At 73.7% G+C, this 15,314-nt stretch carries 12 protein-coding genes and 1 pseudogene; 7 read left to right on the top strand and 6 right to left on the bottom strand.

From position 1 onward, the window contains the following. Positions 1-116: 116 nt before the first annotated feature. The 3 genes and pseudogenes from C7M71_RS33360 to C7M71_RS32940 form a co-directional block, all read right to left on the bottom strand. Positions 117-320: pseudogene (locus tag C7M71_RS33360) on the bottom strand (DUF2786 domain-containing protein); the annotation flags it as partial. Next, on the bottom strand, positions 227-595 hold the full coding sequence (locus C7M71_RS32935) for a DUF2786 domain-containing protein (protein WP_322975176.1): 369 nt from the start codon (positions 593-595) through the stop codon (positions 227-229). The gene C7M71_RS32935 and the pseudogene C7M71_RS33360, both read right to left, overlap by 94 nt. Further along, positions 523-1,125, bottom strand: coding sequence for a hypothetical protein (locus C7M71_RS32940; protein ID WP_322975177.1), 603 nt, complete (start codon positions 1,123-1,125; stop codon positions 523-525). The genes C7M71_RS32935 and C7M71_RS32940 overlap by 73 nt, the downstream gene beginning before the upstream one ends. Positions 1,126-1,326: 201 nt before the next feature. Here C7M71_RS32940 and C7M71_RS18610 point away from each other — a divergent pair, with 201 nt between their 5' ends. The 3 genes from C7M71_RS18610 to C7M71_RS18620 are packed head-to-tail and all read left to right on the top strand — an operon-like array spanning position 1,327 to position 4,641. Beyond that, complete coding sequence (locus C7M71_RS18610; protein WP_111492278.1) at positions 1,327-1,830, top strand: DUF1269 domain-containing protein; 504 nt, start codon at positions 1,327-1,329, stop codon at positions 1,828-1,830. Between the two features lie 37 nt (positions 1,831-1,867). Then, positions 1,868-3,172: an FtsW/RodA/SpoVE family cell cycle protein gene (locus tag C7M71_RS18615; protein WP_111492279.1), complete on the top strand. Its 1,305-nt coding sequence runs from the start codon at positions 1,868-1,870 to the stop codon at positions 3,170-3,172. Next, the gene (locus C7M71_RS18620; RefSeq protein ID WP_229758796.1) at positions 3,169-4,641 is read left to right on the top strand and encodes a penicillin-binding transpeptidase domain-containing protein; all 1,473 of its coding nucleotides are present in this window, start codon (positions 3,169-3,171) and stop codon (positions 4,639-4,641) included. The genes C7M71_RS18615 and C7M71_RS18620 overlap by 4 nt, the downstream gene beginning before the upstream one ends. A 1-nt stretch (position 4,642) precedes the next feature. On the opposite strand, the gene C7M71_RS18625 is transcribed toward C7M71_RS18620, so the two are convergent. After that, positions 4,643-6,178, bottom strand: a complete 1,536-nt coding sequence (locus C7M71_RS18625; protein WP_111492280.1) for a DUF2079 domain-containing protein — start codon at positions 6,176-6,178, stop codon at positions 4,643-4,645. A gap of 97 nt (positions 6,179-6,275) precedes the next feature. Between C7M71_RS18625 and C7M71_RS18630 the strand changes: the two genes are divergently transcribed. From C7M71_RS18630 to C7M71_RS18645, 4 genes are all read left to right on the top strand, one after another. Then, positions 6,276-7,598 (top strand): sensor histidine kinase, encoded by a 1,323-nt coding sequence (locus C7M71_RS18630; RefSeq protein ID WP_111492281.1) that lies wholly within the window; start codon positions 6,276-6,278, stop codon positions 7,596-7,598. 29 nt (positions 7,599-7,627) lie between these two features. Further along, positions 7,628-8,311: a response regulator gene (locus C7M71_RS18635; RefSeq protein ID WP_265737665.1), complete on the top strand. Its 684-nt coding sequence runs from the start codon at positions 7,628-7,630 to the stop codon at positions 8,309-8,311. 77 nt (positions 8,312-8,388) lie between these two features. Continuing rightward, positions 8,389-9,738, top strand: coding sequence for a glycosyltransferase 87 family protein (locus tag C7M71_RS18640; RefSeq protein WP_111492283.1), 1,350 nt, complete (start codon positions 8,389-8,391; stop codon positions 9,736-9,738). Between the two features lie 153 nt (positions 9,739-9,891). Beyond that, complete coding sequence (locus C7M71_RS18645; protein ID WP_111492287.1) at positions 9,892-11,487, top strand: N,N-dimethylformamidase beta subunit family domain-containing protein; 1,596 nt, start codon at positions 9,892-9,894, stop codon at positions 11,485-11,487. A 17-nt stretch (positions 11,488-11,504) separates the two neighbouring features. Here the strand turns inward: C7M71_RS18645 and C7M71_RS18650 are convergent, their stop codons facing one another. Continuing rightward, positions 11,505-13,175 (bottom strand): penicillin-binding transpeptidase domain-containing protein, encoded by a 1,671-nt coding sequence (locus tag C7M71_RS18650; RefSeq protein ID WP_111492284.1) that lies wholly within the window; start codon positions 13,173-13,175, stop codon positions 11,505-11,507. Between the two features lie 114 nt (positions 13,176-13,289). Further along, on the bottom strand, positions 13,290-15,125 hold the full coding sequence (locus tag C7M71_RS18655) for a dolichyl-phosphate-mannose--protein mannosyltransferase (protein WP_407675989.1): 1,836 nt from the start codon (positions 15,123-15,125) through the stop codon (positions 13,290-13,292). Positions 15,126-15,314: the final 189 nt, after the last annotated feature.

Here is a 15,314-nt window from a genome sequence, read left to right on the forward strand (position 1 = left end):
TCGGCGACCGCGAGCTCGCGGGCGGCGAGTACGGGGAGGAGGCGGCGGGCGGTGTCGGCGGTGTCGGCGGCGTCAGCGGTGTCGGCGGCGGACTCGCGGGCGGCCTGGTCGGCGGCGGAGGCGAGACGGGTGCGGATGCGGCTGGCGAAGGCGACCAGGAAGGTCTGCCGGAAGTCCCGGGTTCGGCGGGACTTGCCGCTTCGGTGGTGCTGGTCGGCGGCGCGGTTCATGGCGGCGGTGGCCTGGGCGAGCAGGGAGGCGTGGAGGAGTTCGACGGCGGTGAGGTCGGGTTCGTAGCCGATGACCGTGCTGAAGCCCAGGTCGCTGGACCAGATGGTGCGGCAGCGGTTGGCGGCGGCGACGGCGTCGAGCAGGACGGCCTTGGCGGCGGCGTAGGGGTCGTCGATGCCGATGCGGCAGGCGGTGGGGGTTTGGGTGGGGCGGTGGTGGTGGAGGTGGAGGTGGTGGTGAGGAGGGCTTCGTCGATGCTGTGGCGGGTGGCCAGGTGCTGGGCCTTGGCGGTCAGGGCCTCGGCCTCCTCGGGGAAGGGGGTGGCCTCGGCTTTGGCGAGCAGGGCGCGGATGCGGGTGAGCATGCGGGTGGTGGGGGCGGTGGGGGCGGCGGTGGAAGGGGTGGAGTGGGTGGGGGTGGTGAGGGGGGTGATGCGGGGGAGGCGGGTGGTGAGGCGGAGCAGTTCCAGGGCGGTGCCGATTGCGGTGAAGCGGTCGAGGCGGTGGTGGGCGGCGAACGCTGCGAGGTGGGTGTCGTCGCCGGACCAGTGGACGGTGGCGTCCAGGTCGCGCAGTTGGGCGGTCCAGCGGGGGAGGGGTGGGTGGTGTGGGGGTGGTGGCGGGCCTCGGCGGCGATGGCGTCCACGGCGAGGGCGAGGTGGCGGGGTTCCAGGTCGCGGCGGACCAGGCGGGCCAGGTCGGCGGGTTGCCAGCCGTTCTCCCAGGCGCGGCGGACGGACCCTTCGGCGGCGGCGAGCAGGGCGGTGGAGACGGCGGGTGGGTCGGCGGCGGCGAGGGCGGACGCGGCTGCGTCGATGGCTTCGTCGTCGGCTTGGACGAGGGTGCGGAGTAGCTGGTCCAGCAGCGCGGAGACGGAGGGGGGCTCTTGGGTCACGGGCGTTCACGGTAGCTGGGCTTGGTCGGGGTGCTGCGTGGGTGGTTGGGGTTGTTGGGCTGGTGCGGGTGTCGGCCGGTGGGGGGAAGGTCTGTGGGTGCGCGGCTGGGGTGGGTGGGCGTTGAATCGGACAAATAGGGTGTATGTGTCTAGAGTTGCCCCTGTGGCGGGGTCGCCCGCCCGTGGGAAGGAGCACCTCCTGTGAGCAACCTGTTTGCCATCGCCTATCCCGACGTCGAGACCGCGGAACAGGTACGTGCGGAGTTGGGGAACCTTCAGAAGCAGAAACTCATCGAGGTCGAGGACGCCGTCGTGGTGGAGCGTCGGCCGGATGGGAAGGTCAAGCTCCATCAGGGGATGAGCACGACCGGGGTGGGGGCCGCTACGGGGGCGCTCTGGGGTGGTGTGATCGGGCTGTTGTTCTTTATGCCGTTCCTGGGGGCGGCCATCGGTGGTGCCACCGGGGCTGCGGTGGGTGCCACCAGCGATGTGGGCGTGGACGACGACTTCATGCGCAAGGTCGGGGAGAAGTTGCAGCCGGGCGGGGCGGCGCTCTTTGTGCTGGTCCGGCAGTCCACCCCGGACAAGGTGCTGCCGAGGGTGGCCCCGTTCGGCGGCGAGATCATCCAGACGTCGCTGTCGGCCGCGGCCGAGGAGCAGCTGCGGGAGACGGTCCAGGCGATGCGGGTGGGCCACCTGGCGTAGTCGTCCGTTCCGCTGTCCATCCGAGGGGACGGGGTGCATGGCCGCACCGCCCGCTGCCGTGCCGACGCGGCGCAACACCGAGCTGGTGCTGCTGGTCGGCGCGGTCGGGGTGTCCGTGCTCGGGTATATCGAGGTGGGTGCCGTCCTCGATGGGGCGGTGCCGGCCGGGGCCGGCGGTTATGGGGCGGCGCTGGGGGTGCTGGCGCTGCTGGCGCATGCGACGGTGCGCTGGCGGGCGCCGTACGCCGATCCGCTGCTGCTGCCGATCGCGGTGCTGCTCAATGGCGTGGGGCTGGTGCTGATCTACCGGCTGGACCGGGAGACGGCGGGCGGGGCGGCCCCCACGCAGTTGCTCTGGTCGGCGATCGGGGTGGCGCTCTTCATCGGGGTGCTGCTGGTGGTGCGGGATCACAAGGTGCTTCGGCGGTATGCGTGGATCAGTGCGCTGGCCGCGCTGGTGCTGCTGGTATTGCCGGTCTTTTTTCCGGCGGTCTACGGGGCGCATATCTGGATCACGGTGGGCTCGTTCTCGATTCAGCCGGGCGAGTTCGCCAAGGTGCTGCTGGCGGTCTTCTTCGCGGCCTATCTGGCGGTGCACCGGGATGCGCTGGCGCTCACCGGGCGGCAGATCTGGCGGTGGCAGCTGCCCCGGGGGCGGGTGCTGGGGCCGGTGCTGGTGGTGTGGGCCGCCTTTGTCGGGGTGCTGGTGCTGGAAACCGACCTGGGGACGTCACTGCTGTTTTTCGGACTGTTGGTGATCCTTCTTTATGTGGCCACGGCGCGGAGTGGCTGGATTGCGATCGGGCTGGTGCTGTCGGCGGCGGCTGCGGGGGCGGTGGGGTGGCTGGAGCCGCATGTGCATGGGCGGGTCGAGGACTGGCTGCATCCGATGGCGTCCATCGAGGCCGGGCGGGGGCCGGGGCAGTTGGCGCAGTCGCTCTTCGCCTTTGCGGCGGGCGGGCTGCTGGGGACGGGGTTGGGGGCGGGGCATTCGATCCTGATCGGCTTCGCGGCCAAGTCGGACTTCATCCTGGCCACGGTGGGGGAGGAGCTGGGGCTGGTCGGTCTGACGGCGCTGCTGCTGCTGTATGCGGTGCTGGTGGGGCGGGGGTTCCGGACCGGGATCGCGCTGCGGGACCCATTCGGCCGGCTGCTGGCGATCGGCCTGGCGGGGATCATCGCGTTGCAGGTCTTCGTGGTGGCGGGCGGGGTGCTGGACCTGATTCCGCTGACCGGGATGACCATGCCGTTTCTGGCGCAGGGCGGGTCGTCGGTGGTGACCAACTGGGTGATGGTGGCGCTGCTGGTGCGGATGAGCGACGGTGCGCGGGTGCCCAGGTGAGCCGGCCGGGGATCTCCACCACGGGGCGGCGGGCGGGGACGTTCTGCCTGCTGCTGATCGTGGCGCTGCTGGTGCAGGCGACCCGGGTGCAGGTGGTGCGGGCGCCGGAGTACGACAGCAGTCCGGCCAACCGGCGGCAGATGATCATTCGGTATGCGCAGCCCCGGGGGAGCATTCTGGTGGATGGCCACCGGATCACCGGGTCGGAGGCGAGTCACGGCATGCTGAGGTACCGGCGCACCTACCCGGAGGGGCCGCTGTATGCGGCGGTGACGGGCTACTCGTCGCAGATCTACGGCAACTCGCTGCTGGAGGGCGTCGAGGACGGGGTGCTGTCCGGCACCGATCCCCGGCTGGCGGGCTTCCCGCTCTGGAGTGCGGTGACCAGGAAGCCGCAGCCGGGCGGCGATGTGGTGACGACCATCGACGCGGCGGCGCAGCGGGCGGCGTTCCAGGCGATGGACGGCAAGCGCGGGGCGGTGGCGGCGGTCGAGCCGGCGACGGGGCGGATTCTGGCGCTGGTCAGCACGCCCTCGTACGACCCGGGGAGCTTCGCCGGGTCGTCGGGGGCGGACCGGCGGGCGTGGCAGGCGTTGCAGACCGATCCGCTCCAGCCGATGCTGGACCGGGCGCTGCGGCAGACCTATCCGCCGGGGTCGACCTTCAAGGTGGTCACAGCGGCGGCCGGGCTGAGCGCGGGGGTCTATCCCGATCCGGACGTCAGGACGGACAGCCCCGAGCCGCTGCCGCTGCCGAACTCCGACCGGGTCCTCACCAATGAGGCCCCCGGCTGTCTGGACGCCACCCTGCGGCTTGCGCTGGCCCGGTCCTGCAACACCGTCTACGCCAAGCTGGGCGTGGATGTGGGGTTGCCGGGGATGGTGCGGGCGGCGGAGGGGTTCGGGTTCAACGACGGCGGGCTGAGGGTGCCGGTGGGCGTGGCGAAGAGCGTCTTCGACACCCGGATGGACCGGGCGCAGCTGGCCCTGTCGTCGATCGGCCAGTACGACACCCGGGCCACCCCGTTGCAGATGGCGATGGTGGCGGCCGGGGTCGCCAACGGGGGCAAGGTGATGCGGCCCCGCCTGGTGGACCGGCTGACCAGGGCCGACGGCACGGCCGTCGCGCTGATGTCGGAGCAGGTGTACCGGCAGGCGGTGGCGCCCGGGGTCGCGGCGGAGCTGCGGTCGATGATGGAGGACGTGGTCACCGAGGGCACCGGGGCCAATGCGCGGATCCCCGGCGCGGTGGTGGGCGGCAAGACGGGCACCGCGCAGAACGGCGTGGGCAACAGCGGCACGCCGTACGCCTGGTTCATCGGCTATGCGGGCCCGGACGGGGCGGCGCCGAAGGTCGCGGTGGCGGTGGTGATCGAGGACAGCGCCGCCCGGCGGGCCGACATCAGCGGCGGCGGGCTGGCCGCCCCGGTGGCCCGGGCGGTGATGGCGGCGGTGCTGGGGATGGTGTGAGTCAGCCCCGGAAGAGGTTCCGTCCGATGTCGGGCGGCGCCAGGTCCTTGGCCGGTGCGCCGCCGGGTGCGGCGGTCATACCGGGAATGGGCTGCCTGTCCGTCCGGTGGAGCAGGACGGCGCCGCCGCTCCGCCGGACGGTGGTGTACCCGTGGGCGAGCAGCAGGCGGATGCGCGCCTGCTGCTGGGTGACGTCGGTGAAGGGGAAGACCCGGGTCCGCTCCTGGATCAGTACATAGTCGCGGCCGTGCGGCACCTCGTCCACGATGACGACGTCGGTGCGTGCGGTGAGGTGCGGGGCGGCGTTGTTGTCGGCCTCCACCGAGGCGCCGTCGGGGATCAGCGCCGCCGCCTGGAGCAGCGCTTTCCGCTCCGGGGACGGCGACCAGAGCCTGGGGTTCGCCAGTCCGTAAAGACCGAGGCAGGACGCGGCGATGACGGTGGCGGTGAGTGCGCCAAGGCCGAGCAGTCTCCGGTGGCGCAGCCGACCCAGGGTCTCCACCGAGGCGACCAGCAGGACCGGCCAGAGGAAGGCGTCGTAATGGTGCGTCACCGGCCAGTGGTTGGGATTGTCCGAGAGCACCCGTTCGGCCAGCAGCGGTAAGGCGAGCAGGGCGGTCGGCGAGCCCAGCGGCAGGAAGAGGAGGGAACCGAGCAGCCAGAGCACCAGCGCCGGTTTGACCAGCGGGTGGGTGGCTGCGGACACCAGGACCAGCGGATCGGAGAGGACCCGGGAGAGTGCCCGGCCCGCGTCGGGGCCGAGGCTGCCGTAGTTCCAGTAGTAGCCGGGTGCGCCGCCCATCAGCGGGATCAGCCAGCCGATCGCCGCCAGCGAGGAGAGCGGACCGGCGATGAGCAGGGCCAGCCCGGTTGCGACGCCCGGTCGGTCCTTCGCCCGGCGGGACCGGGCGGCCAGCACCGCGCCGTATGCGCCGACCATCAGGCCCAGGTCCTCCTTGGTGCAGGCCAGCAGCACCGCGCAGACCACGACGGCGGCATAGCGCCTGGCCAGGCCGCGCTCCAGCATCAGCAGGGTCAGCGGGACGGCGAAGGCCACCTCGTGGAACCCGGTGGCGGCGCTGGTGAGCAGCGGCCAGCCCACGGCGTAGGCCAGCCCGGCCGCGTCGACGGCGGCGCGGGCGGCGGGCTCGGGCGCCGCAGCGAAGCTGCGGGCGGTGATCCGCCGGATGAGCGGGACCCCGGCGGCGAACAGCGCCGACTGGGAGAGCACCAGGACCCGGGGGTCGTTCCAGATCCAGTACAGCGGGGCCAGCAGGGCGAGGACCGGGGAGAAGTGGTCGCCCAGCAGGGAGAACCCGGGAGGGAAGTGGTGGTGGTAGTTCTTGATGGCGGAGTACGGCAGCCGGACCTGGGCGTAGGAGCGGACTCCCTGGTCGAAGATGCCCAGGTCGAAACCGCCCACCCGCCCCGATATCCAGGACTGGAGGCCGATGGCGCAGGTCAGGGCGAAGCACAGGGCGGCGGTCGCGGCGGACCGCCGGGAGAGGCGGCAGAGTGCCCTGTCGAGCAGGGTCATGGCACCCCTCGCTGGGGACGGTCGGACGGTTCCAGCGCGATGCTAGTGGCAGATACGGGCCCGCCCGCCAGAGCCCGGCGCCTACGCTGGCCCCACCATGGACAGCGCCACCCCCCTGCCCGCCCGAGCGCTGCGGCGCGGGCAGCGTGCCCTCGACCTGATCTGGCAGGCCGCCTGGGCCGCACCGGACCGGCCGATGCGATTGGCCCGGCCGGAGTTCCCGTTCTGGCGCAAGGCCCTGTCGGTACCGGCCGCCCTCGGCGTCGGCCTGCTGGCCGCCGCCGCCATCGCCCAGCTCTCCACCCTGGTGCCGATCGGCCTCGCCTGGGCGCTCGGCGTCCTCCAAGTGCTGCCGCTGCTGGTCGCCCCCGTCCGGCCGCTCACCGCCTGGCGGGTCGCCACCGCCGGGATGCTGCTCACCGCGCTCGCCGAGTCGCCCCGCTTCCCCGAGCCCTTCTGGCCATGGCCGGCCGCCGGCTGCGCCGCCTATCTGCTGCTGGTCTTCGGCTGCGCCCTCTCCTACGGCCGCCGGGTCTCGATCGGCGCCGACGCCGTGGTGACCCTGGTGGTGCTGGTGCCCGCCGTACTGCTCACCGGGCTGTCCTGGCTGGTCCTGGCCGTCGCCGTCTTCGTGGTCACCCTGGTGCTGCTGCTCGGCGAGGCCATCCACTCCCGCCGGGAGGCCGAGCGGAGCCTCGTCCAGGCCGAGGAGCAGCGCCGCCGCGACCTGGCCCGGCAGGCCGTACTGGAGGAGCGGTCCCGGATCGCCCGGGAACTGCACGACGTGGTGGCGCACCATATGTCGATGGTCGCCATCCAGGCCGAGGCCGCCCCCTACAAGACGCCCGGCCTCCCGCCGCAGGCGCTGCGTAGCTTCACCGCCATCCGCGAGGCGTCCACCACGGCGCTCACCGAGATGCGCCGGGTGATCGGGCTGCTGCGGGAGGAGGACGAGGCGGTCGAACTCGCCCCGCAGCCCGGCATCGGGCAGATCCCCGACATGGTGAACACCGCGCGCGGCGCTGGTATGCAGGTGGACCTCTCGCTCACCCTGGCCTCCGGCACCCCGCCCGCCGGGGTCGACGTCTCCGCGTACCGGATCGTGCAGGAGGCGCTGAGCAACGCCGGTCGGCACGCCCCCGGCGCCCAGGTGGCGGTGGAGGTGGTGCAGCGCGGCGACCGCGTGCTGGTGCGGGTCAGCGACGACGGACGCGGCCACGGCCGCCGGCCGGCCCCGCGCGCCGCTTCCGGCGGACATGGGCTGGTCGGCATGCGGGAACGGGTCGCCATGCTCGGCGGCACGCTGCGCGCCGGGCCGCGCGACCCGGCCGCAGGCGGCGGCTTCGAGGTGTGGGCCGAACTGCCCGTCGACCTCAGGGGCGCGGGCGGCGGTCGGGAACTGCTGCCGGGGGGAGACTGATGGCGGCGACGGCAGCAAGGAGGCGGACGGTGGGGGAGACGATCAGGGTGGTGCTCGTCGACGACCAGGAGATGGTGCGCGACGGGCTCGGGGCCCTGCTCTCCTCGGCGCCCGACATCGAACTCGTCGGCGAGGCCGGCGACGGCCTGCACGCCGTGGAACTCGCCGCCCGGCTCCGACCGGACGTGGTGGTGATGGACATCCGCATGCCCGGCATGGACGGCCTCACCGCCACCGGCCGCATCATCCGCGACGAACCCGACGGCACCACCCCCGGCATCCTCATCCTCACCACCTTCGACCTGGACGAGTACGTCTATGAGGCGCTGGCGCTCGGCGCCAGCGGCTTTCTGCTCAAGGACGCCCCCGCCCGCGACCTCATCGACGCGGTCCGCGTGGTCGCCCGGGGGGAGGCGCTGCTCGCCCCGTCCGTCACCCGCCGCCTGATCGCCGACTTCGCCCGCCGCCGGCGGTCCGGCTCGCTGCGCCCCGAGGCTGCGGCGGCCCTCACCCAGCGGGAGCTGGATGTGCTCCAGGAGGTCTCCCGGGGGCTCTCCAACGCCGAGATCGCCGAACGCCTGGTGCTCTCCGAGCAGACGGTGAAGACCCACGTCGGACGCATCCTGGCCAAGCTCGGCCTGCGCGACCGCACCCAGGCCGTGGTCTTCGCCTACGAGAACGGGCTCACCCCGCCGCCGGGCGGCGACGGCTGAGTCAACCCGCAGGGGGACCCCCGGTACCCCCTCCAGCGTGACGACGCGGAGGGGCGCCACTGCCTAGCGTGACTGCCATGGTGACCAGCCGACTGCCCGGCCGCCCGCTGCCCGCCGTTCCCGCACAGCGTGCCTTCGGCGGTCGCAGACCCGGGCAGGGGCTGTTGGCAGCGGTGGTCCGGTCGGCCGGTCGGCGTCGGGTGCAGGTCGCCGGGTGCCTGGTCGCCGCCGGCTGGGCGGGTGTCTTTCCGCTGGCCTCGGCGCTGCCCAACCAGCGGTTATGGGGCACGGTCGCGGCCGGCGCCTATCTGCTCGCCGCCCTGCTGGCGGCGGTGCTGCCCCGCCCGCACGCCGGGCGGGCCGCCGCCCTGGTGGCGGTGGTGGGCGCGGCGCTGGTGCCGCTCGTCTTATTGGCGCTGCACGGCTACCGGCAGTCCGAGGTCGGGGTGGTCGAACGGTCGGCGCGGCTGCTGCTGCACACCGGCAGCCCCTATCTGCCGCACCCGGTCCGGGTCACCGACTACGACCCGTATCTGCCCGCGATGAGCCTCTTCGGGCTGCCCCGGGCCCTGCTGGGTGGGGGCGGCGGCAGCGTGGACAGCGGCGCCGGCGGGCTGCTCGGGCTGGCCGGTGACGCCCGGATCTGGTTCGCCGCCGTGTTTCTGCTCTGCCTGGCGGCGGCCTGGCGGCTGCTGCGGCCGTACGGCGCCTCGGCTGCCGTACCGCTGACCGTCCTCACCGCCTCCCCGCTGGTCGCCCTGCCGCTCGCGGTCGGCGGCGTGGACCTGCCGCTGATCGGCCTCTGCTGCCTCGGCTTGGCCCTGGCCGGTCGGGGCCGCCCGGTCTCCGCCGGGCTGGTGCTGGCTCTCGCCTGCGCCCTCAAGTGGACCGCCTGGCCGGCCGTGCCGGTCGCGGCGGTGCTGCTCTGGGCGGTGCACGGCCGGGCCGCCGCCGCCCGCTGTGTGATGGTCGCGGTGACCGGCGCGGTGGCGGCCGTGGTGCCGTTTGTACTGGCGGCCCCGGAGGCCGTGCTGGAGCAGGTGGTGCGCTTTCCGCTGGGGCTCTCCGCCGTCCGTACCCCCGCCACCAGCCCGCTGCCGGGACACCTCATCGCCTGCCTCGGCCCCGGCGGCCGGTGGGCCTGCCTGGTGCTGCTCGGCCTGGGCGGCGCGGCCGTGGCCGCCCGGCTGCTGTACCGGCCGCCGCTCACCGCCGTCCAGGCCGCCGACCGGCTGGCGGTGGGCCTGGCGGGGGCGTTTCTGCTGGCCCCGGCGGGCCGCTTCGGCTATCTGGCACTCCCGCTGATCCTCGCCCTCTGGCTCCGGCTGGCCACCCGGACGGGTCAGGTCGCCGCCGGAACGCCACGGGTGCCGAGCGCCCGCCCCCGCCCATCCGAGAGCCTGAGCGCCACGGTCCCATCCCGGTGAGCCCCGGCGGTGCGCCGTCTCGGGGACAACGCGTGCGGCACGGCGGCGTGGGTACGCTACGGACCGTTATCGATCACGTACGATCGGTCGGGGCCTTCGCCATGCGGAAGCCGTCCGCAGCCTCTAGGGTCGCACCCGGAGGCACTGGTGAGCATGGGCGAACAGCGCGGCAGTGACGGCGAGGACGCCGAGGGCGGCGCTCCGGCGAGCCGGCGGCGCTTCCTCGGGATGGCCGCCGCGGCCGGTGCAGGGCTGGCCGCGGCCGGCTGCTCCGGGGGCGACGGCGGAGCGGCGCATCCGACCGCGGCCCCCACGCGGGGCCCGTCCGCCGTCCGGGGCGAGAACGACCGGCCCGGCGACTCCGGCTGGCGGCTCTCCCGGCGCGGCGCCCCGTCCGCGATCGAGGGGTACACCGATCGGGTGAGCGTGCTGCCGGGCGAGGAGTTCGGGCTCCATGTCTCCACGACGGCGCCAGGCTTCACGGTCCGCGCCTACCGGATGGGCTGGTACGGCGGCGCCCGGGCCCGGCTGGTCTGGCAGTCCGAGCGCGTCCAGGGCAGGCGGCAGCGCGCGCCGCGCTTCGAGCAGCGGACCCGTACCGTGCACGCCGACTGGGAACCCAGCCTCACCGTGGCCACCCGGGGCTGGCCGGAGGGCTGCTATCTGCTGCGGCTGGACGCCGACCGGCGGTCCGCCCAGCGGTATGTGCCGATCACGGTCCGCTCCGCCACCGCCGTCGGGCGGACCGTCCTGGTCAATGCCTCGGCGACCTGGCAGGCCTACAACGAGTGGGGCGGCCACAGCCTCTACAACGGCCCGGACGGCGCCTACCGCAGCCGCGCGCTGGCGGTCTCCTTCGACCGGCCGTACCACAAGGACGGCGCCGGGAAGTTCCTCATCTATGAGCAGCCCGCCGTCTGCCTCGCCGAGCGGCTCGGCATCCCGCTCGCCTACACCACCGGCGTGGACGTGGCCACCCGCCCCGGCCAGCTGACCGGCGCCACGGCGGTGGTGCTGCTCGGCCACGACGAGTACTGGACCCCGGAGCAGCGCGCCCGGGTCGCCCAGGCGCGCGACGCCGGGGCCAATCTGGCGGTGCTCGGCGCCAACACCTGCTTCCGCCGCATCCGGCTGGAGTCCGCCGCGAACGGGCCCGACCGGCTGGCGGTCTGCTACAAGTCCGACTACCGGGAGGACCCCTGCTACGCCCGGGGGGACTACGCCCTGGTCACCAATGACTTCCGCCGCGACCCGGCGCCGAGCCCGGAGAGTGCGCTCACCGGGGTCCTCTACGAGGGCTACCCGACGGAGGCCCCGTATGTGGTGACCCGCCCGGACCACTGGGTCTTCGCCGGTACCGGGGTGCGGGCCGGGGACTCCTTCAAGGCGCTGGTCGGTGTGGAGTACGACCGGGTGACCCCGGAGGCGCCCACCCCCCGCCCGCTGGAGGTGCTCTCCCACTCGCCGCTGGTCTGCAACGGGCAGCACAGCCACAGCGACTCCGCCTATGGCACCCGGCCGAGCGGCGCTGGCCTCTTCGCCAGCGGCACCATGCGCTGGGTGGAGTCGCTGGACGCCACCGGGCCGGGCGTGCACGGCGTCCGGCACGGCATGGACGGCCGCACCGGCGCCTTCACCCGCCGGGTCACCGAGAATGTGCTGCGGGTCTTCGCCGCCGGTCCGGCCGGGCACACCCACCCGGCCACCGACAATCTGCACGAGGTGTACGGGGCGGCAGCCAAGGTCTAGGCGGTGGCAGACACCGCCTAGCGGCCGGCGGCCAGCACGGCCCGGACGGCGGGGCCCGCCGCGTCGGAGCCATGGCCGCCGCCCTGCACCATGGCCGCCGCCGCGACATCGCCCTGGTAGGCGGTGAACCAGCTGTCGGTGGTGGAGCCCACCTCGGCGGTGCCGGTCTTGGCGCCCGTCGGGTAGCCGCCGAGGCCGCTCATCACCCCGGCGGCGGTGCCGCTCACGGCAGTGGTGTGCATCAGGCCGCGCAGCTGCTCGGCCACCCCGGAGGAGAGCGGCCGGGCGGCGGGCTGCTGGGCGAGGCCGGGCAGCAGGATCGGCTGGCGGAAGACGCCGGACCGCACGGTGGCCGCGACCGAGGCCATGGCCAGCGGGTTCATCTGCACCCGGCCCTGGCCGATCATGGCGGCGGCCTTCTCCACCTCGTCGCCGCTGGGCACCGGCACGCTGCCGTCCATATTGGCCAGCCCGGTGTGCCAGGACATGCCGATCCCGAAGACGTCCCGGGCCTCGGCGGTGAGGTCGCCGTCGCCCAGCTTGTCGCGCAGGTTGATGAAGCCGGTGTTGCAGGAGGCGGCGAAGTCGTCCCGCAGGGTGGCTCCGGGGTTGGAGCTGCCCTCGACGTTGTGGAACTCCTTGCCGTAGACATACAGCTGGGGCGCGCAGGGGGCGGGCGTGCCGGGGGCGACGCCGCGCTCCAGCAGCGCCGCCGCTGTGATGATCTTCATGGTGGAGCCCGGGGCCGTCATTCCCTTGAAGGCCGCGTTGAAGCCCGGCTGGGAGTTGGCCAGCGCCAGTACACGGCCGGTGCTGGGCTCCACCGCCACCAGGGAGGCCAGTCGCCCGCCGCCCTGGCCCTGGGCGGCCACCGCCTGCTCGGCGGCCTTCTGGAGCCGCCCGTCGATGGTGAGCTTCAGCGGTTCGCCGGGTTTGGCCTTGACGAAGGTGTGCAGGGTCCGCAGGGCGTTGCCGCTCTCCGCGCCCGCGATCACCACGCCCTTGCCGGGGGTGCCGCCCGGCTGGTCGTCCAGCGCCTTCCGGAACTCGGGGGCCAGCGCCTTCAGCGAGGGGTAGGCGTCGATGGACCTGCCCGCGCTGTCGGTGACCTTCGGCCGGGCGGGCGGCACCTCCCGCGCACTGAGCACGGTCTCCTCGGTCAGCCGGGGGTGCAGCACCGACGGCGACCAGTGCACCACGGTCCTGCCGTCGGTGGTCCGCACCACCCGCACCGTGCCGTCGTACGCCCAGGTGCCGAGCCCGGTCAGCCGGGCCCCGGCGTGGAAGCCGACCGGCACCGCGCCGGGCGGCGGGGTGTCATGCGGGGTGGGCGCCGGGGTGTCGGTCGGCTCCAGTGTCAGCGAGGCCAGCCGCAGGTCGTCGCGGTAGTCGGAGAGGCCCTGCTCGGCGGCGGCCGGGTCGTCGGTCTGCCCGGCCGCCGCTGCGGTGTCGCCCTTGGCCCAGGCGTCCAGGAACGCCTGTGCGGCCTGCCGGGCCTGGTCGGCCGACGGCTTCTGGTCGGAGGCGGTCAGCGGCTGGGCACTCTCCGTGCCGCCGGTGCCCGTGGTGGCGGTGCTGCCCTGGTGGCCGTTGGAGAGCGCTCCCACGATGTTGTAGACGCCGTACCCCGCCACCGAGAACATCGCGGCGCAGACACCCCCGATGACGGCCTTCGCGGCTCTTCCCATGTGTGCTCCCCCCACGAACCAATTCCGACCGGGAGATCGTAAGCATGTTCCGCTGCCGAGGCGCCCGGATTGTGGAAAACCGATGGGGATGAGGGGGGAGCGGGGGATGTCCGGTCAGATCCAGGCTCTGAACCACATCCGGGCGTTCCACTCGTCCATCGGGATCGCCTGCCCGGTGAAGATCGGGAAGAAGTACAGGAAGTTCCAGACGATCGACAGCACCAGCAGCCCGGCCGCCACCCCGCCGATCATCCGCCGCTCCCGGCTCGCCCGGGCCTGGCCGATCATGGCGCCGATCATCATGGTGACCGCCAGCACCAGGAACGGGACGAAGACCACCGCGTAGAAGAAGAAGATGGTCCGCTCCTGGTACTCGAACCAGGGCAGATAGCCGGCGGCCAGCCCGCAGAGGATCGCCCCGGCCCGCCAGTCGCGGCGCAGCGCCCACCGGTAGAGGCAGTAGGCCAGCGCGACGATGCCCGCCCACCACAGCAGCGGGGTGCCGATGCCCAGCACCTCGCGGGCGCACTCGGAGACCTGGCAGCCCGCCTGGCCCTGCTTGGGCGACTCATAGAAGAAGGAGACCGGGCGGCCCAGGACCGGCCAGCTCCAGGGGTTGGACTGGTAGACGTGCGGCGAGTGCAGATTGCGGTGGAAGTTGTAGACCTCGGAGTGGTAGTGCCACAGGCTGCGGAACTTGTCCGGCACCCAGGTCAGGTCCACCTGGAACGGCATCTTCTGCCGCCCGAACACCGGCAGCGTGATGTACTCCGAGGAGAGTCCCGACCGGTGCGCGGCCCAGTCCCGGAAGTAGCCGCCCTTGCCCGGCTGGGCGCTGCTGGCGAACCAGCCGGCCCACGAGGAGACGTACACCACCAGCGAGACCACGACCATCGAGCCGAAGGCGGGCAGGCCGTCGCGGCGCAGCGTGGCCAGATGGGGGTGGCGGGCTCCGGCCAGCCGGCGGGAGCCGGCGTCCCAGAGCACCACCATCACGCCGAACGCCGCCACCACATAGAGCCCGCTCCACTTGGTGGCGCAGGCCAGGCCCAGGCTCACCCCGGCGAGCAGCCGGTACGGGCGCCAGCCCAGGTTCAGCCGGGCGGCCAGCACGGCGTCCGGGGAGGCGTCGGGGTGGTCGGCGGTGGCGCCCAGTGCGTCGGCGATCCGGGCCCGGGTCCGGTCGCGGTCGATCAGCAGGAAGCCGAAGGCCGCCAGCACCCAGAACATCACCACCAGGTCCAGCAGCGCGGTACGGCTCATCACGAAGTGCAGCCCGTCCACCGCCAGCAGCAGCCCGGCGGTGCAGCCCAGCAGCGTGGAGCGGAAGAGCCGCCGGGCGATCCGGGCGATCATCAGCACCGAGAGGGTGCCGAGCAGCGCCACCGCGAACCGCCAGCCGAAGGGGTGCAGGCCGAAGACCCACTCACCCAGCCCGATGATCCACTTCCCGACCGGGGGGTGCACGATGTACGCGGCCTGGGAGGAGAGCGGGATGGACTGCGGCGTGCCGATGATGTCCTTGTTGGCGTCGTCCGGCCAGCTCGCCTCGTATCCCAGGTGCAGCAGCGACCAGGCGTCCTTGGCGTAGTACGTCTCGTCGAAGATCACCGCATCGGGGCTGCCCAGGTGGACGAAGCGCAGCACGCCAGCGAAGACCGCCACCGCGACCGGCCCCAGCCAGCCCGACCAGCGGTACAGCCACGCCCAGAGCGCGGCCGGCAGCCCGACGCCGAGCCGGGCGAGCAGCGGGGACGGGCCGTCCGGCGGTGGCGCACCGGGCCCGTCGGGCATCGGGGGCACCAGCCGGTGCCGCAGCGGACTGCGGTCCGGCCCGAAGTACCCGTACCGGCCCAGCCCCCGCTGCCACGCCGAGGCCGGGCGGTGGTCCGCCGGGGCGGGCTGCTCGCCGTCCCCCGACGGCGGGTCCGCCCGCTCGCTGGTGAGCACCGCACCGCCGCCGGGCACACCGTCGGGCGCGGTCGGTCCGCCCGCCGGGGGTGCGCCCGGCGCGTCCGCGCCGCCGCTGCCGGTGGGGTCCCCGCCCGCTGGGGCTCCTGTCGCCTTGTCACCGCTCACCCGGACATCGTAGGGGTGGGGCATGAGAGCCGGGCCGGTCCGGTGCGGACCGATCCGCCC

This window comes from Peterkaempfera bronchialis, assembly GCF_003258605.2.
Classification (GTDB): Bacteria; Actinomycetota; Actinomycetes; order Streptomycetales; family Streptomycetaceae; genus Peterkaempfera; species Peterkaempfera bronchialis.